This window comes from Stenotrophomonas rhizophila (genome assembly GCF_020857975.1).
Lineage (GTDB): Bacteria > Pseudomonadota > Gammaproteobacteria > Xanthomonadales > Xanthomonadaceae > Stenotrophomonas > Stenotrophomonas rhizophila_C.
This window is the reverse complement of record NZ_JACWUO010000001.1, coordinates 144803-162260: the sequence shown is the minus strand read 5'-3', so window position 1 is coordinate 162260 and position 17458 is coordinate 144803. Positions and strand designations below refer to the sequence as shown.

Annotated in this window: 18 protein-coding genes; 12 read left to right on the top strand and 6 right to left on the bottom strand. The window is 68.7% G+C overall.

The genetic code is table 11. The features are described 5' to 3' along the window. The first annotated feature begins 29 nt into the window (after positions 1–29). Entirely contained in the window at positions 30–920 is an 891-nt protein-coding gene (locus tag IC535_RS00740) for an alpha/beta fold hydrolase (RefSeq protein WP_228884652.1), read from the top strand. Between the two features lie 158 nt (positions 921–1078). Here IC535_RS00740 and IC535_RS00735 read toward each other — a convergent pair whose 3' ends face one another. Further along, entirely contained in the window at positions 1079–1507 is a 429-nt protein-coding gene (locus IC535_RS00735; RefSeq protein WP_228884651.1) for a YkgJ family cysteine cluster protein, read from the bottom strand. 118 nt (positions 1508–1625) lie between these two features. Here IC535_RS00735 and oleC point away from each other — a divergent pair, with 118 nt between their 5' ends. The 4 genes from oleC to IC535_RS00715 all read left to right on the top strand — a co-directional run bounded on the left by oleC (position 1626) and on the right by IC535_RS00715 (position 5288). Next, positions 1626–3275, top strand: a complete 1650-nt coding sequence (oleC, locus tag IC535_RS00730; RefSeq protein WP_228884650.1) for an olefin beta-lactone synthetase — start codon at positions 1626–1628, stop codon at positions 3273–3275. A gap of 122 nt (positions 3276–3397) precedes the next feature. Continuing rightward, a complete protein-coding gene (locus tag IC535_RS00725; RefSeq protein WP_228884649.1) occupies positions 3398–3949 on the top strand; it encodes a hypothetical protein in 552 nt (183 codons plus the stop codon). Positions 3950–4052: 103 nt separating this feature from the next. Next, a complete protein-coding gene (oleD, locus tag IC535_RS00720; protein ID WP_228884648.1) occupies positions 4053–5066 on the top strand; it encodes a 2-alkyl-3-oxoalkanoate reductase in 1014 nt (337 codons plus the stop codon). Between the two features lie 66 nt (positions 5067–5132). Beyond that, positions 5133–5288, top strand: coding sequence for a DUF1328 domain-containing protein (locus tag IC535_RS00715; protein WP_228884647.1), 156 nt, complete (start codon positions 5133–5135; stop codon positions 5286–5288). A 95-nt stretch (positions 5289–5383) separates the two neighbouring features. On the opposite strand, the gene ddlA is transcribed toward IC535_RS00715, so the two are convergent. Beyond that, on the bottom strand, positions 5384–6490 hold the full coding sequence (ddlA, locus tag IC535_RS00710) for a D-alanine--D-alanine ligase (RefSeq protein ID WP_228884646.1): 1107 nt from the start codon (positions 6488–6490) through the stop codon (positions 5384–5386). 112 nt (positions 6491–6602) lie between these two features. Between ddlA and IC535_RS00705 the strand changes: the two genes are divergently transcribed. From IC535_RS00705 to IC535_RS00695, 3 genes are read left to right on the top strand one after another with little or no spacing between them, the layout of a single operon-like run. Next, a complete protein-coding gene (locus tag IC535_RS00705; protein ID WP_228884645.1) occupies positions 6603–7244 on the top strand; it encodes a ubiquinone biosynthesis accessory factor UbiJ in 642 nt (213 codons plus the stop codon). After that, positions 7241–8899, top strand: coding sequence for a ubiquinone biosynthesis regulatory protein kinase UbiB (gene ubiB, locus IC535_RS00700; RefSeq protein ID WP_228884644.1), 1659 nt, complete (start codon positions 7241–7243; stop codon positions 8897–8899). The genes IC535_RS00705 and ubiB overlap by 4 nt, the downstream gene beginning before the upstream one ends. Before the next feature lie 39 nt (positions 8900–8938). After that, complete coding sequence (locus IC535_RS00695) at positions 8939–9706, top strand: pseudouridine synthase (RefSeq protein WP_267472885.1); 768 nt, start codon at positions 8939–8941, stop codon at positions 9704–9706. 77 nt (positions 9707–9783) lie between these two features. Here IC535_RS00695 and IC535_RS00690 read toward each other — a convergent pair whose 3' ends face one another. Continuing rightward, complete coding sequence (locus IC535_RS00690; RefSeq protein WP_228884642.1) at positions 9784–10338, bottom strand: DUF2059 domain-containing protein; 555 nt, start codon at positions 10336–10338, stop codon at positions 9784–9786. A 140-nt stretch (positions 10339–10478) separates the two neighbouring features. On the opposite strand from IC535_RS00690, the gene arfB reads away from it, so the two are divergent. The 3 genes from arfB (at position 10479) to dcp (ending at position 13832) form a co-directional block, all read left to right on the top strand. Further along, on the top strand, positions 10479–10910 hold the full coding sequence (gene arfB, locus IC535_RS00685) for an alternative ribosome rescue aminoacyl-tRNA hydrolase ArfB (protein WP_228884641.1): 432 nt from the start codon (positions 10479–10481) through the stop codon (positions 10908–10910). A 46-nt stretch (positions 10911–10956) separates the two neighbouring features. Next, positions 10957–11517 (top strand): lysophospholipid acyltransferase family protein, encoded by a 561-nt coding sequence (locus IC535_RS00680; RefSeq protein WP_228884890.1) that lies wholly within the window; start codon positions 10957–10959, stop codon positions 11515–11517. A 143-nt stretch (positions 11518–11660) separates the two neighbouring features. Further along, entirely contained in the window at positions 11661–13832 is a 2172-nt protein-coding gene (dcp, locus tag IC535_RS00675) for a peptidyl-dipeptidase Dcp (RefSeq protein WP_228884640.1), read from the top strand. Positions 13833–14083: 251 nt separating this feature from the next. Here dcp and IC535_RS00670 read toward each other — a convergent pair whose 3' ends face one another. Beyond that, entirely contained in the window at positions 14084–14533 is a 450-nt protein-coding gene (locus tag IC535_RS00670) for a 3-dehydroquinate dehydratase (RefSeq protein WP_228884639.1), read from the bottom strand. Positions 14534–14536: 3 nt separating this feature from the next. Beyond that, on the bottom strand, positions 14537–14947 hold the full coding sequence (locus IC535_RS00665) for a hypothetical protein (RefSeq protein WP_228884638.1): 411 nt from the start codon (positions 14945–14947) through the stop codon (positions 14537–14539). A gap of 343 nt (positions 14948–15290) precedes the next feature. Between IC535_RS00665 and IC535_RS00660 the strand changes: the two genes are divergently transcribed. Continuing rightward, positions 15291–16565 (top strand): MFS transporter, encoded by a 1275-nt coding sequence (locus IC535_RS00660; RefSeq protein ID WP_228884637.1) that lies wholly within the window; start codon positions 15291–15293, stop codon positions 16563–16565. Here IC535_RS00660 and IC535_RS00655 read toward each other — a convergent pair. Continuing rightward, positions 16555–17457, bottom strand: coding sequence for a LysR substrate-binding domain-containing protein (locus IC535_RS00655; protein WP_228884636.1), 903 nt, complete (start codon positions 17455–17457; stop codon positions 16555–16557). The two genes, IC535_RS00660 and IC535_RS00655, sit on opposite strands and share 11 nt — an antisense overlap. Position 17458: the final 1 nt, after the last annotated feature.

Below are 17458 nucleotides of genomic sequence, written 5' to 3'. Positions count from 1 at the left end.
CTACCGGCCCTTTTTACAGGTGCGATCCGATGTCCAAGCTTCCCGGTTACCCCGCCCATCCGCAGCGCTTCGAGGTGCGCCCGGGCCTGTCGATGAGCTACCTCGACGAAGGCCCGCGCGACGGCGAGGTGGTGGTGATGGTCCACGGCAACCCGTCGTGGAGCTATTACTGGCGCACCCTGGTGGCCGGGTTGTCGGACCGGTACCGCTGCATCGTGCCCGACCATATCGGCATGGGCCAGTCGGACAAGCCCGATGATGCGCACTACGCCTACACCCTGCAGTCGCGCGTGGACGACCTGGACGCGCTGCTGCGGCACCTGGGCATCACCGGCCCGGTGACCCTGGCCGTGCACGACTGGGGCGGCATGATCGGCTTCGGCTGGGCGCTGTCGCACCATGCCCAGGTCAAGCGCCTGGTGGTGCTCAACACCGCGGCCTTCCCGATGCCGGCGGCCAAGAAGATGCCGTGGCAGATCGCGCTGGGCCGGCATTGGAAGATCGGTGAGTGGATCATCCGCACCTTCAACGCCTTCTCGTCCGGTGCCTCATGGCTGGGCGTGGAACGGAAGATGCCGGCGGACGTGCGCCGCGCGTACGTGTCGCCGTACAACAGCTACGCCAACCGCATCGGCACCATCCGCTTCATGCAGGACATCCCGCTGTCGCCGGCCGACAAGGCCTGGTCGCTGCTGGAGCGGTCCGGCCAGATGCTGCCGTCATACGCCGACCGCCCGGCCTTCATCGGCTGGGGCCTGCGCGACTTCGTGTTCGACCAGCACTTCCTGGCCGGCTTCAAGGCGGCCTTGCCGCAGGCCGAGGTGCACGCCTTCGTGGACGCCGGGCACTACGTGCTGGAAGACAAGCATGAAGTGCTGGTGCCGAAGATCCGCGCGTTCCTGGACGCAAACCCGATTTAGAGGCCTACCGTCCCCTTGGATACCGTCGGGTGGCGTAGCCCCCTTGGAGTTCAAGGGGGCGCGCCGACAGGCGCGGGGATGTGGGTGATGGTGAGAGGGCCCCGCGGTTTGCGACGCGAACCGTGGGAAGCGAGAGCGCGAATGCGCTCACGCGGCCCTCACGCCGCGATCGGTGCCTGCGGCGGCGCCGGCGAACTGCCGTTGTCATCGGGATGATCATCGTCATTGTCAGCCTCGTCCCGCCATCGCCAGTCGGCCAGGGTCAGTGCCGGCATGCCATGCGCCACGCGCGCCTTGTCGCACTGCGGGCTGGCCTTGCCGTACTCCCACGACGCGTCCACCTCGCGGCACACGCTGGGCCGGTTGGGGTGGATGCTGCAGCGCGAGTACACGCCGATCTCCGCATCCAGCGCCACGCAATAGACCGGCTTGGACAGGGTGCCGCGCATGCACAGCCGGTGCGGGTCCAGCACCTGGGTCAGCTCGTGCGGCACGCCGCCGGGGGTGACCTCGTCCGATTCCATCCAGTGGAAGGCCACCCGGTACTGGGTGCAGCAGGCGCCGCAGGTGAGGCAGGGGTGGGGCATGGGGCACCGGCGTGAAGGGATGGACCCCACGCCATGCGTGGATGGGGTGGGAAGGGCGCGAATTTTCCACGCCACGGCCGGCCGCGCAAGATTTTTCTGCAGCGGCGACAATGAACGGATGAACAGCGCCCTCAATATCGCCGCGCGGCTGCCCGAACTGGCCCGCGAACGCCCCGACCAGATCGCCATCCGTTGCCCCGGCAAGCCCGGCGCCGACGGCATGGCGCGCTACGAAGTGACCCTGGATTACCGCACCCTGGACGCCCGCAGCGACGCGATGGCGGCCGGGCTGGCCACCTACGGCATCGGTCGCGGGGTGCGCGCGGTGGTGATGGTGCGGCCCTCGCCCGAGTTCTTCCTGCTGATGTTCGCGCTGTTCAAGAACGGCGCGGTGCCGGTACTGGTCGACCCGGGCATCGACAGGCGCGCGCTGCGCCAATGCCTGGACGAAGCCCAGCCGCAGGCCTTCATCGGCATCGGCCTGGCGCATGTGGCGCGCCTGCTGCTGCGCTGGTGCCCGTCGGCCAAACGCCTGGTCACGGTGGGCCGGCGCTGGGGCTGGGGCGGTACCACCCTGGCCCGGATCGAGGCCGCCGGCGCCGCCTCGCCGCAGCCGATGGCCGCCACCGACGGCGAGGATGTCGCCGCGATCCTGTTCACCAGCGGCTCCACCGGGGTACCCAAGGGCGTGGTCTACCGCCATCGCCACTTCGTCGGCCAGGTCGACCTGCTGCGCAACGCCTTCGGGATGGAACCCGGTGGCGTGGACCTGCCGACCTTCCCGCCGTTCGCGCTGTTCGACCCGGCACTGGGGCTGACCTCGGTGATTCCGGACATGGACCCCACCCGCCCGGCCAAGGCCGACCCGCGCAAGCTGCACGATGCCATCACCCGCTTCGGGGTCACCCAGCTGTTCGGCTCGCCGGCCTTGATGCGGGTACTGGCCGACCATGGCCAGCCGCTGCCGGGCGTGCGCCGGGTCACCTCGGCCGGTGCGCCGGTGCCGCCGGACGTGGTGGCGCGGATCCGCCGCCTGTTGCCCGACGATGCGCAGTTCTGGACCCCCTACGGAGCCACCGAGTGCCTGCCGGTGGCGGTGATCGAAGGACGCGAGCTGGAGAGCACCCGCCAGGCCACCGAGGACGGCGCCGGCACCTGCGTCGGCCGGGTGGTGGCGCCCAACCAGGTGCGCATCATCGCCATCGACGACGCGCCGTTGCCGGACTGGTCGCAGGTGCGCGAACTGGGCGTGGGCGTGGTCGGCGAAATCACCGTGGCCGGGCCCACCGCCACCGACAGCTACTTCAACCGCCCGCAGGCCACCGCCGCGGCCAAGATCGGCGAAGTGCTGGCCGATGGCAGCACCCGGGTGGTGCACCGGATGGGCGATGTCGGCTACTTCGACGCACAGGGCCGCCTGTGGTTCTGCGGGCGCAAGACCCACCGCCTGGAAACCGCGCACGGGCCGCTGTACACCGAACAAGTGGAACCGGTGTTCAACGCGATCGAGGGCGTCGCCCGTACCGCGCTGGTGGGGATCGGCAGCCCCGGCAGCCAGCGTCCGGTGTTGTGCGTGGAGTTGAAGCCGGGCAGCGGCGATACGCCGGCCCTGCGCGACCGCCTGCGTCACCAGGCCGACAGCCATCCGCACACCATCCGCATCGAACAGTTCCTGGTCCACCCCGGCTTCCCGGTGGACATCCGCCACAACGCCAAGATCGGTCGCGAAAAGCTCGCGGTGTGGGCGCAGCGCCAGCTGCCGGGCTGATCACGTCGCCGATGCTAGCGGGGAATTCATTGTTTTCGCTAGGTTTTATGCATAAGCGCAGATCATGCATAGGCCTCTACCCCTAAGTTGCGGGGCTGTTCAAATCCACCTTAGGTTGTCCGATGAAACGAGTGACCCTGCTGTTTGCCTGTATCGCCCTGTCCGGCACCGCTGCTGCCGCCGACCGCATCGCCGGTCCGTTGATCCTGGAGGAAACCCAGGAAAGTCCGCTCGGCCTGTACGGGGTGGCCCTGCCGCTCGCCAACGGCCAGGTACCGATGCTGGAAAACCCGCAGGCGCCGTCAGCGGTGCCGCACCTGTGGACCGACCTGGACGCGCTGCTGACGCAGGATGCGTTGGACACGGTGGTGTTCCCGGGTGAGGGCCACAGCGGTGCGATCACCCGCCTGGACGCGCCGGGCCATTGCCTGTACAGCCTGGGCTCGGCCGGCCCGGCCGGTGCCAAGGTACTGTGGTTCGATCTCGGCGAGGGCTCGCCGGCCTGCACGACCTGGCAGAACCAGGGTGAAGGTCGCATCGCCGACCTCTCCGCGACCAGCACCAGTTGGCTGACCTATGTACGTTATGGTTCCAGCCCGGGCTACCTCGTGGTGGTGCCGCAGGCGCCCAGCGTGGGGGTGCGCACCGACCTGATGGTCGACCTGACGCCCTGACCGGCGCTGGAGAAGGCAATCTCGGTCCGCTACGGCGGGCCGCGTTGCTGCCGCCTCAGGCGACTGCAGGTATCGTACGCATCCTTATGCAATGGGGCGTGCAATGAACAAGATCCTGGTCACCGGCGGCGGTGGTTTCCTCGGGCAGGCCCTGTGCCGGGGCCTGGTCGAGCGCGGCCACCAGGTGTTGAGCTTCAATCGCGCCCACTACCCGGCGCTGCAGGCCCAAGGCGTGGGCCAGATCCGCGGCGACCTGGCCGATGCCGACGCGGTGCGCCATGCCGTGGCCGGGGTCGATGCGGTGTTCCACAACGGGGCCAAGGCCGGCGCCTGGGGCAGCTATGACAGCTATCACCGCGCCAACGTGGTCGGCACCGACAACGTGATCGCCGCCTGCCGCGAACACGGCGTGGTCAGGCTGGTCTACACCTCCACGCCCAGCGTCACCCACCGCGCCACCCATCCGGTCGAAGGCCTGGGCGCGGACGAGGTGCCCTACGGCGAAAATTTCCAGGCCCCGTATGCGGCCACCAAGGCCATCGCCGAACAGCGCGTACTGGCCGCCAACGATGCCAGCCTGGCCACGGTGGCGCTGCGCCCACGCCTGATCTGGGGCCCGGGCGACCTGCAGCTGGTGCCGCGCCTGGCCGAGCGCGCGCGTGCCGGCCGGCTGCGCCTGGTCGGCGATGGCAACAACCTGGTCGACACCACGTATATCGACAACGCCGCGCTGGCCCACTTCCTGGCCTTCGAAGCGCTGGCACCGGGCACGGCCTGCGCCGGCAAGGCCTACTTCATTTCCAACGGCGAACCGCTGCCGATGCGCGACCTGCTCAACAAGCTGCTGGCCGCCGTCGACGCGCCGCCGGTACACAAGTCGATCAGCTTCAAGACCGCCTACCGCATCGGTGCGCTGGCCGAGCGGCTGTGGCCGCTGCTGCGCCTGCGTGGCGAACCGCCGATGACGCGGTTCCTCGCCGAGCAGCTGTGCACGCCGCACTGGTACAGCATGGAACCGGCGCGGCGCGACTTCGGTTACGTGCCGCAGGTGAGCATTGACGAAGGGCTCACCAGACTGAATTCTTCATTGCGCGCAGAGGGCGCCATCACTCGCTGAACACTGCGGCTTGGTAAAGATGGCAGCACGCCAATCCGGCACGCACTACATTCTGCGAGGGTCGACATGCTGCATTACGCCGTCATCTTTTTTGTCATCGCCATCATCGCGGCGGTGCTCGGCTTCTCCGGCATCGCCGGCGCGGCCAGCAACATCGCCTGGGTCCTGTTCGTGGTGTTCCTGATCCTGGCGGTGGTGTCGATGTTCCGCAAGCGAGGTTAGTCTGCGGGCACCCCGCGCCGCTCTCTCCGGCGCGGGGTGCCCGGGCAAGCCTGCCGACGGTCTGGCGTGCGCAAGCACCCCAGGCCGTCGTCGCATCAGCGGTCTGCCGCGACCGAACTGCGCAGGGCGCCGTCGCGCGCATGGCGCTCCAGCGCCAACTCCAGCAGCCGGCTGATCAGGGCGGTGTAATCCAGCCCGCTGGCCGCCCACAGTTTGGGATACATGCTGATCCGGGTGAAGCCGGGCAGGGTGTTGATTTCGTTGATCACCACCTCGCCGGTGCGGGTGAGGAATACATCCACCCGGGCCAGGCCGGCGCAGTCCAGCACCTGGTAGGCGCGCACCGCGATGGCGCGGATGCGTTGCTGGTCGGCGTCGCTGATCGCCGCCGGTACCACCACGTCGGCGCCATGCTCGCTGATGTACTTGGTGTCGTAGGAGTAGAACGCGTCGTGCACCACCACCTCGCCGCACACGCTGGCTTCGGGCCGCTCGTTGCCGAGCACCGCGCACTCGATCTCGCGGCCGTCGATGGCCGATTCCACCAGCGCCTTGTGGTCGTAGGACAAGGACAGGGCCAGCGCGTCGCGGAATTCCTGCGCGTTGCCGACCCTGCTCACCCCCACCGAAGAGCCCTGGTTGGCCGGCTTGACGAACAGCGGCGTGCCCAGCTGCGCCACCAGCGCGGCATGGTCGGCGCTGTTGGCGGTAGTCCGGTTGAAGCAGGCGAACGGCGCCACCGCCAGCCCGGCATCGCGCAGCAGCCGCTTGGCCACGTCCTTGTCCATCGCCACTGCCGAGCCGAGCACGCCCGAGCCCACGAACGGCAGGTTGGCCATGCGTAGCAGGCCCTGCAGCGAACCGTCCTCGCCCAGCGTGCCGTGCACGATCGGGAATACCACATCGATCTGTTCCAGCGCGCTGGCCGGGTCGACCGGTACCAGTTGCCGCTGCGCCACGCCGGGGCGGATGGCCACCGCCTTGCCCGACCGGTGCAGCGCGATCCGCGCCGGGTCATCGGCATGCAGCAGGAAGCCCTGCGGGTCGCTGACATGCCACTGGCCCTGCTTGTCGATGCCGATCAGGGTGACCTCGAAGCGTTCCCTGTCCAGGGCATCGAGAATGTTCCTGGCCGATTGCAGCGAGACCTCGTGCTCGGCCGAGCGGCCGCCGAAGATGATGCCTACCCGCGTCTTGCCCATGCCTGTTGCCGCTCCTGCGTGTTCTGGAATCGCAAGGATGGACCGGCGCGCGGTGCCTGGCAAAAAGCGCCTGCGATGCCCGCCGTTCAAGGGGGCGCGGTAGAATGCGCCGATGGCCCGTTCCCTCCTCAGTTCCCTCAAGCCGCTGGCCGGCAATGCGCTGCAGCTGGCGCTCAACCGCGCGCTGGCGCTGGACCCGGACACCCGCAGCGCGCTGGCCGCGCTGGATGGCCGGCATATCGCGCTGACCCTGGAATCGCCCGCGCTGGCGATGCGGATCGGGGTGGACGGCGAGCGCTTGACCGTGGGGCCGGTGGATGCGCAGCAGGAGCCGGACCTGGCCGTGCGCAGCACGCTGGGCGGGGTGCTGGCGCAGTTGCCGTTGCTGGCCAATGCGCGCCGTGGCGGCGAGGCCCCGGCCGGGCGGGTCAAGGTCTCCGGCGATGCCGAACTGGCGCGGCGCCTGCAGCAGCTGGCCAGCCGTTTCGATCCGGACTGGCAGCAGCCGTTCGTGCGCGTGTTCGGCGAGGTGCTAGGGGTGCAGGTCGCCCACAGCCTGCGCTCGGCCCTGCAGCACGCGCGACGCGGCGCGTCCGACCTGGCGCACAGCGCCGCCGAATATGTCACCGAGGAGTCCCGCGACGTGGTAGCGCGTGCAGAACTGGAAGCTTTCCATGACGACGTGGACGTGATCCGCGACGATGTCGAGCGCATCGCCGTGCGCGTGCAGCGCCTGGGCCAGGTGCGCGCATGAAGGCGATGTTCCGCGCCACCCGGATCGGCCGGGTGATCCTGCGTTACCGCCTGGACGACCTGCTCGAAGGCACCGTGGCCGAACGCTGGCTGCGCCTGGCCAAGCCGTTCGTGCCGCGCGCCTCGGCCGACATCGCGGTGCAGTCGCGCGGCGCGCGGCTGCGCCTGGCGCTGCAGGACCTGGGGCCGATCTTCGTCAAGTTCGGGCAGATCCTGTCTACCCGCCGCGACCTGATCCCGGCCGACATCGCCAACGAACTGACCCTGCTGCAGGACCGGGTCAAGCCGTTCGACGGCGACACCGCCCAGCGCATCGTCGAGCAGGCGCTGGGCCGGCCGGTCAGCGAGGCGTTCGCCAGCTTCGACCTGCAGCCGCTGGCCTCGGCCTCGATCGCCCAGGTGCACGCGGCCACCCTGGCCGACGGCCGCCAGGTGGTGGTCAAGGTGCTGCGCCCGGACATCGAACGGCAGATCGACGCCGACATCGCCCTGCTCAAGTCGGCCGCCGCGCTGGTCGAGCGCGCCCATCCGCGCGCCGACAAGATCCGCCCGCGCGAAGTGGTGGCCGAGGTGGAAAACACCCTGGCCGCCGAACTGGACCTGCAGCGCGAAGGCGCCAACGCCAGCGTCCTGCGCCGCAACTGGATCGATTCGGACGACCTGTACGTCCCGGAAGTGATCTGGAGCCATACCGCCGAACGCGCGCTGACCCTGGAGCGGGTCTGGGGCATTCCCTCGGACGACATCGCCGCCCTGGACAAGGCCGGCATCGACCGCCAGGCGCTGGCCGCCAAGGGCGTGCGGGTGTTCTACACCCAGGTGTTCCGCGACAACTTCTTCCACGCCGACGCGCACGCCGGCAACATCTGGGTCGATACCGACCCGGCGCGCCGCGACAACCCGCGCTTCATCGCGCTGGACTTCGGCATCATGGGCCAGCTCTCGCAGGAAGATCAGTACTACCTGGCCGAGAACTTCATGGCGATCTTCAACAAGGACTACCGGCGCATGGCCGAGCTACATGTCGAGGCCGGCTGGATGCCCGGCAACGTGCGCATCGACGAACTCGAAGCGGCCGCGCGTTCGGTGTGCGAGCCGTACTTCACCCGGCCGCTGTCGCAGATCTCGCTGGCCGAGGTGCTGATCAAGCTGTTCCGGGTGGCGCAGCGCTATGAGCTGACCCTGCAGCCGCAGCTGATCCTGCTGCAGAAAACCCTGCTCAACATCGAGGGCGTCGGCCGCCAGCTGGACCCGCAGCTGGATATCTGGGCGGTGGCGCGGCCGGTGCTCGAACGCATCCTGCGCGAGCGCTACAGCCCGCGCCGGGTGCTGAAGGAAATCCGCAAGCGCCTGCCGGAGATCATGACCCACACCCCGGACATGCCGCGCCTGGTGCACGCCTGGTTGAAGCAGCAGGTAGAAGGCGGCCATGAGCTGTCGATGCGTTCGCAGGACCTGGTGGCGCTCAACAGCAACCTGCAGAAGCTGCAGAAGCGCGCGGTCGCCGCGATCGCCGGGGTTGGCCTGCTGATCGTCGCGGCGGTGCTGTACGGCATGCAGCCTGGTGGCTGGTACTTCGGCGATGCGCCGCTGTGGAGCTGGATCAGCGGTGCGGCCGGCCTGTTCTCGCTGGCCAGCGCGTGGTGGCGCCGCTGAGGCCGGCCGCCGTCCTCCGTGCGGGCTGAACCGTCGCCGATGGCGCTGCCTGCAGCGGACGGGGATAATCGGTCGGTGAACGACATCGCTACCGCCGCCGATACCGCACGCCACGCGGCCCCCCTGCAACTGCTGCACCTGGACGAACGCCTGGCCGTGGTCAACAAGCCCGCCGGGCTGATGGTGCATGACAGCAAGCTGGCCCGTGGCGAAGACGATTTCCTCGCCGACCGCCTGCGCGACCAGCTGGGCAAGCCGATCTTCCTGGTTCACCGGCTCGACCGCGCCACCAGCGGCTGCCTGCTGCTGGCCTTCGACCGCGACACCGCCAGCGTGCTGGGCAAGGCGCTGATGGGCGGGGATGTCGGCAAGGACTACCTGGCGATCTGCCGCGGCTGGCCGGCCGAGGAAGCCTTCACGGTCGACCACGACCTGGATGGCGGCCCCGGCAAGCCGGTCAAGAAGCAGGCCATCACCCATTTCCAGCGCGTGGCCGTGGGCGAGATCGCCGTGCCGGTGGGCGAGTTTGCGACCTCGCGCTATGCCCTGCTGCGCTGCCAGCCGCAGACCGGCCGTTTCCGCCAGATCCGCCGCCATCTCAAGCACCTCTCGCATCACCTGATCGGCGACACCAGCCACGGCGACGGCCGCCACAACCGCAGCTTCCGCATGCAGGGCATCCACCGCATGCTGCTGCACGCCGAGCGGCTGCGCTTCCCGCATCCGGACGGCACGCCGATGGATGTCAGCGCGCCGGTGGAAGGCGAATTCGCCAAGGCGATGGGCCTGTTCGGCTGGGATCGCTGAGAACGGGGTGAGCGGTTGCCGGGGCAGCGATGCGCCGGCCCATCCGGCCCTGGGCCGGATCGACCGCGGCGGCCGGATTATTTCGCCGGCGGCGTACGCGGTGCCGGAACATCAACGATCGGTGGCTGGGTTTCGTTGGCGATGGCCTGCATGTCCTTTTCCAGGTCGGCCAGCAGCGGCTCCATCTTCGCCCGGATCGCCACCATGACGTTCTGCATCAGCAGCGGGGTCTTGTCCAGCAGGCTCTGGCCGGCCGAACTCTCGTAGAACTCGGCCATCGCCAGCACGTCTTCCTTGCTGAAGCTCTTCTTGTAGAGGTCGACATACATCGGCCGCAGCTCCTGCCACGACAGCGCCTTGCGGATGGTGGCGGTAGTGCGTTGTTCCATCCGCTGCAGCTGCTCGGTCTGCTGGGCATCCAGCTGGCGCTGCCGGGCGATCTGCTCGAACTGCTGGCGCTGCATGCTTTCCAGCTGCGGCAGCATGCCGTCCAGCAGGCTCTGCGCGCGCGAGGCGGCCAGCAGGCGGTTGATGTCGGCGTCCGAGGGCGGCGTGGCCAGTACCGGGGCGGCGGCGGCCAGGCCGAGGACAAGGGCCAGGCCGAACCGGGCCAGGGAACGAATCGAGGGCATGTGCGGGCATCCTGCGTTGCGTGGAAGCTCGAGGATACCCGCCCGGGGCCGCCGGCGGGCTGCATTTTGTCGACGTTATCGGCGTCATCGGGGATGTTGCGCTTACCCGCCATAGCGGTCCTGCCTTTACAATGCCGCCCATGGCCTCCGGACCCGTCACCATCAACGCGCACCTGGCGATCCCCGATACGGAGATTGTCGAGCGGTTCGTGCGTGCCAGTGGCGCCGGCGGGCAGAACGTCAACAAGGTCTCCACCGCGGTGGAGCTGCGTTTCGACGTGGCCGGCTCGCCCTCGCTGCCCGAGCCGCTGCGCGCGCGCCTGCTGGCGCGGCGCGACCGGCGCATGACCGGCGACGGCGTGCTGGTCATCGATGCGCAGCGTTTCCGCACCCAGGACCGCAACCGCGAAGACGCGCGCGAGCGCCTGGCCAGCTTCATCCAGGCCAGCCTGAGCGTGCCCAAGCCGCGTGTCGCCACCAAGCCGACGTACGGGGCGAAGCTGCGTCGCCTGGATGAAAAAAAGGGCCGCGCGCAGATCAAGCGCGGGCGCACCACACGCAATTGGGAGTGACTGCTTGAACAACCAACGACCGCTGTTGCCGGCCATTCCGCCCAACATGCCGCAGGTCAAACCCAACCGCTTCATCCGCTGGCTGGCCCGCTGCACGCTGCGGCTGGGCGGCTGGCGGGTGGTGGGTACCTTCCCGGACGTGCCCAAGCTGGTCTTCATCATCGCCCCGCATTCCTCCAACTGGGATGGCTTCTGGGGCATGGCGGCCAAGATCGCGCTGGGCATGCAGGTCAAGGTGCTGGGCAAGGCCTCGTTGTTCTGGTGGCCGCTGGCGCCGCTGCTGCGCAAGCTGGGGGTGATTCCGCTGGACCGCAGTTCGCCGCAGGGCACGGTCGAACAGGCGGTCAGCCTGATCCGCGGCTCCGAGCGCATGTGGTACGCGCTCACCCCCGAAGGCACCCGCAAGGCGGTGACCCACTGGAAGGCCGGCTTCCTGAAGATCGCGCGGATGGCCGACGTGCCGGTACTGGCGGCCTATTTCCATTACCCGGAGAAAGTCATCGGGATCGGCCCGCTGTTCTATTCCAGCGGCGACGATGTGGCCGACATGGCCGCCATCCGTGCCTACTACCGGCCCTGGCAGGGCAAGAACCGCGGCACCGCCTGAGTGCCGCCAAGGCCCGGCGGCCACTGGCGCCGGGGCCCGCACAGCCAGGCGCCACGACCGGCACATGCCCGTCGCCGGCATTGGGAGTAGGGTTGTCGGCTGCGGCATCGCGCCGCCGTATTCCATTTCCAGGAGCCCGTTTCATGTCGCGTACCGTAGTTTTGGCCGCTGCCATCAGCCTGGCGCTGGCGGCCTGTTCCGGCAAGGAGTCCACCGCCGTGTCCGATCCCCAGACCCCCGCCGCCTCGCAACCGGCCGACGCCTCCACCAATCCCCTGTTGAGCGCCAGCACGCTGCCGTTCCAGGCGCCGCCGTTCGACAAGATCAAGGACAGCGATTACCTGCCGGCCTTCAATGAAGGCATGAAGCAGCACCTGGCCGACGTCCGCAAGATCGCCGACAACCCCGAGCCGGCCACCTTCGACAACACCATCGAAGCGCTGGAGCGCAGCGGCGAAACCCTGAACCGGGTCTCGCGCATCTTCTTCGGCCTGGTCCAGGCCGATACCAATGAAGCGCGCCAGAAGATCCAGGAAGAAGTCGCCCCGAAGCTGGCCGCGCACCAGGACGAGATCAACCTGGACCCGAAGCTGTTCGCGCGCATCAAGAGCATCTACGACCAGCGCGATGCGCTGGGCCTGGACCCGGTGCAGAAGCGCCTGGTCGAGCGCGACTACCAGGAGTTCGTGCGTGCCGGCGCGCAGTTGAGCGATGCCGACAAGGCATCCCTGCGCAAGCTCAACGTGGAAGAAACCACGCTGGCCACCCAGTTCCACACCCGCCTGGTCGCCGCCACGGCCGCCGGTGCGGTGGTAGTCGATGACAAGGCCAAGCTGGCCGGGCTGGACGAGGACGCGATCAACACCGCCGCGGCCGACGCCAAGGCCCGCAAGCTGGACGGCAAGTACCTGCTGCCGCTGCAGAACACCACCCAGCAGCCGGTGCTGGCCTCGCTGAGCGACCGCGAGCAGCGCGCCGCCGTGCTCAAGGCCTCTGAAACCCGCGCCGAAAAGGGCGATGCCAACGATACCCGGCAGACCGTACAGCGCCTGGCCCAGCTGCGTGCGCAGAAGGCCAAGCTGCTGGGCTTCGACAACTACGCCGCCTACAGTCTGGCTGACCAGATGGCCAAGACCCCGGCCGCCGCGCTCAAGCTGCTGACCGACACCGTGCCGGCGGCCACCGCCAAGGCGCGTGGCGAGATCGCCGAAATGCAGAAGGTGATCGACGCGCAGCATGCCGGCGCAAAGACCGGCGGCTTCAAGCTGGCCGCGTCCGACTGGGACTTCTACGCCGAACAGGTGCGCAAGGCGCAGTACGACCTGGACGAAACGCAGATCAAGCCGTATTTCGAGATGGACAACGTGCTGCAGAACGGCGTGTTCTACGCCGCCACCCAGCTGTACGGCATCACCTTCAAGCCGCGCACCGACATCCCGACCTACCATGCCGACATCAAGGTCTACGAAGTATTCGACAAGGACGGCACCTCGCTGGCGCTGTTCTACACCGACTACTACAAGCGTGACAGCAAGTCCGGCGGCGCCTGGATGGACGTGTTCGTCGAACAGGACGGCCTGACCGGCGCCAAGCCGGTGGTCTACAACGTCTGCAACTTCACCAAGCCCGCCGCCGGCCAGCCGGCGCTGCTGAGCTTCGACGACGTCACCACCATGTTCCATGAGTTCGGCCATGCGCTGCACGGCATGTTCTCCAAGGTGAAGTACCCGTCCATCGCCGGCACCAGCACTTCGCGCGATTTCGTCGAGTTCCCCTCGCAGTTCAACGAGCACTGGGCGCTGGACCCGAAGGTGTTCGCCAACTACGCCAAGCACTACAAGACCGGCGAGCCGATGCCGCAGGCGCTGGTCGACAAGATCCTCAAGGCGCGTACCTTCAACCAGGGCTATGCGACCACCGAATACCTGTCGGCCGCGCTGCTCGACCTGGCCTGGCACACCCAGCCGGCCGACGCGCCGCTGCAGGACGTGGCGCCGTTTGAAGCGGCCGCGCTGAAGAAGTTCAAGGTCGACCTGCCGCAGGTGCCGCCGCGTTACCGCACCACCTACTTCGACCACATCTGGGGCGGCGGCTATTCGGCCGGTTACTACGCCTACTTCTGGGCCGAAGTGCTCGACCACGATGCCTTCGAGTGGTTCAAGGAAAACGGCGGCCTGACCCCGGAGAACGGCCAGGTGTTCCGCGACAAGATCCTCTCGCGCGGCAACAGCGTGGAGCTGGCCGACCTGTACCGCGACTTCCGTGGCAAGGATCCGTCGGTGGAACCGCTGCTGGTCAACCGCGGCCTGAAGTAGGCGCCCACCGTTGGTGGGTGCGGCGGGGTTACCCGCCGTTGGTAGGTGCAGGTAGGTACCGACCGTTGGTCGGTACACCGGCCAACGGTACGCGCTGCAGAACAAACGGCAGGGGAAACCCTGCCGTTTTTGCGTTCGGGGATCGCAGGCACCACGCCATCAACGCACGGCCTGGACCTGCGTCAGCGCGCGGTCGCAACCCGTAGATCCACGCCATGCGTGGATGCCTTCGGTTCGGCCGTGCGGATACATCACGTCCCCACGTGCACGCCTTCCACGATCTCGCTGCGGCCCAGGTGGTCCAGCGCGATCTCCAGCCCATGCATGTAACTCTGCGCGCAGTAGCCGTGCGCCACGCCGATGCGCCGGCCCACGTCCGGTGGCAGGCAGGCCTCCGGCGCACGGGTATCGTCGTCGTGCACCTCCACGTAGGCGTTGTGCAGGTGCGGCAGCAGCCGCTGCAGGCGCACGCTGTGCACGCACGCACCCGGATCGAGCAGGGTGATTTCGCCGCGGCTGTGGTCGGCCACGCGCAGCGCATCCAGCAGTTCCTGCTCCGAGCCACAGGCGCGGATCGCCACCGTGGTGCCGGCATCGATCGCGCGGTGCACCAGTGCCTTGAGCACCGGTGCCGGCAACGGCGGCGCAGTCCGGATCAGCGGGCCGCTCGCTTCGGGCCCGCGGATGATGAAGATCGACATCGCTCAGCCCTCCATCGCCTGCAGCCGGCGCGCGGCGATGGCCAGCGACAGCCGGCAGGCATCGGCGCGGCCGCTGCTGCACACCACGCGCGCGGCCGGCGCATGCTGCGGGTGCAGGTGTTCGTCCAGCGCGTCGTCGTCGTTGCTGGCCATCTCGATGTACGGTGCCGGCAGCGCCTCCAGCGCCGTGCGCAACGCGCGGCCGTAGCGCGCCCATTGCGGGGCGTCCACCGCCGCGGTGGCGATCAGCACCAGCGCCGGGCGGCTGCGCTGGGCCCGTTGCAGGCAGCGCAGCAGCGCCGGCAGGGAGTCGCAGTCTCGGCAGGCCAGGCGGTGCCCGCCGACCCGCACCGGCAGCGGCGATGCGTCCGGCACGGCGTTGGGCGGCGTGTGCCGGATCAGCAGGATGGTCATGGACATTCTCTTCAAGGCGCCGTTCGGCGCGGTGTGGCCACGATGCGGCCGCCGCGCGTAAAACCGCGATGCCGGGCGCATCGCCATGGCGTAAACAGTGCGTAGCTTTTTGCCAGGCGGGGTGGGGAACCGCTCCCGCCAAGGCCCTGCACGGCAAGGCATCGCACGTCCATTACCGGCGCGGCCAGGCTCTGGCCTGGCAGGCCGTATAACCGGCAGGCCCGCTGAATCGATATCGAAAACGTCTCGATCCAGACATTCCGGGTTATGGATCGACCTGTCGGCGCTGCCTATCCTGAGCGTCGACTCTTCGTTCCGGCCCGCCCATGCGGGTCTTGCCCGCATGAATGGCGACACCGCAGCGGTCCCCGACCGCAGACTGCACCTCCCCGCCACGGCAGGCGCCGCAGGCCAGATCCAGCAGGGCACGCCGGCCTTCCGGCGCACCGCGGCCGCGCTGTTCCTGGCCGGCTTCTCCACCTTCGGCCTGCTCTACACGGTGCAGCCGCTGCTGCCCGAGTTCAGCCGGCACTTCGGTGTTTCGGCGGCCAGCAGCGCGCTGACCCTGTCGTTGAGCACCGGCCTGCTGGCGGTGTCGATGCTGATCGCCGGGCTGGTCTCCGACCGCATCGGCCGCCGCAGCGTGATGGTCGCCGCGCTGCTGGCGTCCAGCGTATTGTCCGTCGCCACCGCCATGGTCGATGACTGGACCACGCTGCTGGTGCTGCGCACCCTGCTCGGCATCGCGCTCAGTGGCGTACCGGCCGTGGGCATGACCTACCTGGCCGAAGAAATGGACAGCCGCGCGCTGGGCCTGGCGATGGGCCTGTACATCGGCGGCAATGCGATCGGCGGCATGAGCGGGCGGCTGATCGCCGGCATCGTCGCCGATCACTGGGGCTGGCGTTGGGGCATCGGCGTGGTCTCGCTGATCGCGCTGCTGAGCACCGTGCTGCTGTGGATGCAGCTGCCGCCGTCGCGCCATTTCCAGCACCGTCGCGGCGGGTTGCGGCAACTGCCTGCGCGCTGGCGCAGCCTGTTCGCCGATCCCGGCCTGCCGTGGTTGTTCGCCACCGCCTTCGTGCTGATGGGGGTGTTCGTCACCCTCTACAACTACCTCGGTTTCCACCTGCTCGCCCCGCCCTATGGCCTCAGTCAGACCGTGGTCGGGCTGATCTTCAGCGTGTACCTGGTCGGCACCTTCAGCTCGGCCTGGATGGGGCAGCAGGCCAACCGCCATGGCCGTGGCCGGGTGCTGGCGATCTGCTACGGGCTGATCGCACTCGGCATCGCGCTGCTGGCGCTGCCATGGCTGGGCTGCATGGCAGCCGGCATCGCACTGGTGACGTTCGGTTTCTTCGGCGGCCATTCGGTGGCCAGCAGCTGGGTCGGCAGCCGCGCCGGCCTGCTGCGCGCCGAAGCGTCGGCGCTGTATCTGTTCGCCTATTACCTGGGCTCCAGCGTGGTCGGCGTGCTCGGCGGGGTGTTCTACAGCCATTGGGACTGGCTGGGCGTATGCGGCTTTGTCGGCGTGCTGACCGTGGCCGGTGGCGCGATCGCCCGACGGCTGGCGCGGGGCATGCAAGCGGCCACCGCCGCGCCCGCGCTCAGCCGCTGACGCCCTGCAGCAGCCGGGTGAAGTGCGCTATCAGCGGCGAGGCCGTGCCGCGCCGGCAGGCCACGTGTACTTCCGAACTGGCGGCGCGGTCGCTGAGCGCCACGAAGCGCGCCCCGTCCACCTGGATATGGCTGCACGACGCCGGCAGCACGGTCACCCCGAGGCCGGAGGCGGCCAGGCTGATCAGGGTCGACGCTTCGCCGGCTTCCTGCACGATGCGCGGGGTGAAGCCGGCGCTGCGGCACAACGCGATGAAGTGGTCGTGGATGCCCGCGCCGACCTCGCGCAGGAAGCCGACGAACGGCTCATGCGCGAACAGGCGCAGCGCCACCGCCGCATCGGCGGCAAGATCACGCACCAGCGGGTGCTGGTCGTGCACCACCAGCGCCAGCGGATCGCTGAACAGCTTGCGTGACACCAACGGTGCGGGTAGGGCACGTTTGCGGATCAACCCGACATCCAGTTCGCCGGCCATCAGCGCATCGATCTGCTGCAGGGTGTTCATCTCGCGCAGCTTCAGCTGCACCTGCGGGAACTGCTGGCGGTAGGCGAAGATCGCGCGTGGAATCTGCGTGGACAGCGGGGTGGCCCGGGTCAGCCCGATGCGCAGCTCGCCGGTTTCCCCGCGCTGCGCGCGCTGGGTCAGATCGATCGCGGTATACACCCGCGCCAGCACCTCGCGCGCCTGTTCCTGCAGTACGCGCCCGGCGTCGGTGAGTTCCACCCGGCGGTTCGCACGCAGGAACAACCGCGCGCCGAGCAGCGTTTCCAGCTGCCGGATCTGCTGGCTGAGCGGTGGCTGCGACATCCCTAGCCGCTCGGCCGCCCGACCGAAATGCAGCGATTCGGCAACGGCCAGAAAGTAGCGCAGGTGGCGCAGTTCGATCGACATG

What these genes read in the sequence shown, in the direction of transcription:
- IC535_RS00740 (WP_228884652.1), top strand. Translation starts at nt 30, where the DNA reads ATGTCCAAGCTTCCCGGTTACCCCGCCCATCCGCAGCGCTTCGAGGTG.
- IC535_RS00735 (WP_228884651.1), bottom strand. Translation starts at nt 1,507, where the DNA reads ATGCCCCACCCCTGCCTCACCTGCGGCGCCTGCTGCACCCAGTACCGG.
- oleC (WP_228884650.1), top strand. Translation starts at nt 1,626, where the DNA reads ATGAACAGCGCCCTCAATATCGCCGCGCGGCTGCCCGAACTGGCCCGC.
- IC535_RS00725 (WP_228884649.1), top strand. Translation starts at nt 3,398, where the DNA reads ATGAAACGAGTGACCCTGCTGTTTGCCTGTATCGCCCTGTCCGGCACC.
- oleD (WP_228884648.1), top strand. Translation starts at nt 4,053, where the DNA reads ATGAACAAGATCCTGGTCACCGGCGGCGGTGGTTTCCTCGGGCAGGCC.
- IC535_RS00715 (WP_228884647.1), top strand. Translation starts at nt 5,133, where the DNA reads ATGCTGCATTACGCCGTCATCTTTTTTGTCATCGCCATCATCGCGGCG.
- ddlA (WP_228884646.1), bottom strand. Translation starts at nt 6,490, where the DNA reads ATGGGCAAGACGCGGGTAGGCATCATCTTCGGCGGCCGCTCGGCCGAG.
- IC535_RS00705 (WP_228884645.1), top strand. Translation starts at nt 6,603, where the DNA reads ATGGCCCGTTCCCTCCTCAGTTCCCTCAAGCCGCTGGCCGGCAATGCG.
- ubiB (WP_228884644.1), top strand. Translation starts at nt 7,241, where the DNA reads ATGAAGGCGATGTTCCGCGCCACCCGGATCGGCCGGGTGATCCTGCGT.
- IC535_RS00695 (WP_267472885.1), top strand. Translation starts at nt 8,939, where the DNA reads ATGGCGCTGCCTGCAGCGGACGGGGATAATCGGTCGGTGAACGACATC.
- IC535_RS00690 (WP_228884642.1), bottom strand. Translation starts at nt 10,338, where the DNA reads ATGCCCTCGATTCGTTCCCTGGCCCGGTTCGGCCTGGCCCTTGTCCTC.
- arfB (WP_228884641.1), top strand. Translation starts at nt 10,479, where the DNA reads ATGGCCTCCGGACCCGTCACCATCAACGCGCACCTGGCGATCCCCGAT.
- IC535_RS00680 (WP_228884890.1), top strand. Translation starts at nt 10,957, where the DNA reads ATGCCGCAGGTCAAACCCAACCGCTTCATCCGCTGGCTGGCCCGCTGC.
- dcp (WP_228884640.1), top strand. Translation starts at nt 11,661, where the DNA reads ATGTCGCGTACCGTAGTTTTGGCCGCTGCCATCAGCCTGGCGCTGGCG.
- IC535_RS00670 (WP_228884639.1), bottom strand. Translation starts at nt 14,533, where the DNA reads ATGTCGATCTTCATCATCCGCGGGCCCGAAGCGAGCGGCCCGCTGATC.
- IC535_RS00665 (WP_228884638.1), bottom strand. Translation starts at nt 14,947, where the DNA reads ATGACCATCCTGCTGATCCGGCACACGCCGCCCAACGCCGTGCCGGAC.
- IC535_RS00660 (WP_228884637.1), top strand. Translation starts at nt 15,291, where the DNA reads ATGAATGGCGACACCGCAGCGGTCCCCGACCGCAGACTGCACCTCCCC.
- IC535_RS00655 (WP_228884636.1), bottom strand. Translation starts at nt 17,457, where the DNA reads ATGTCGATCGAACTGCGCCACCTGCGCTACTTTCTGGCCGTTGCCGAA.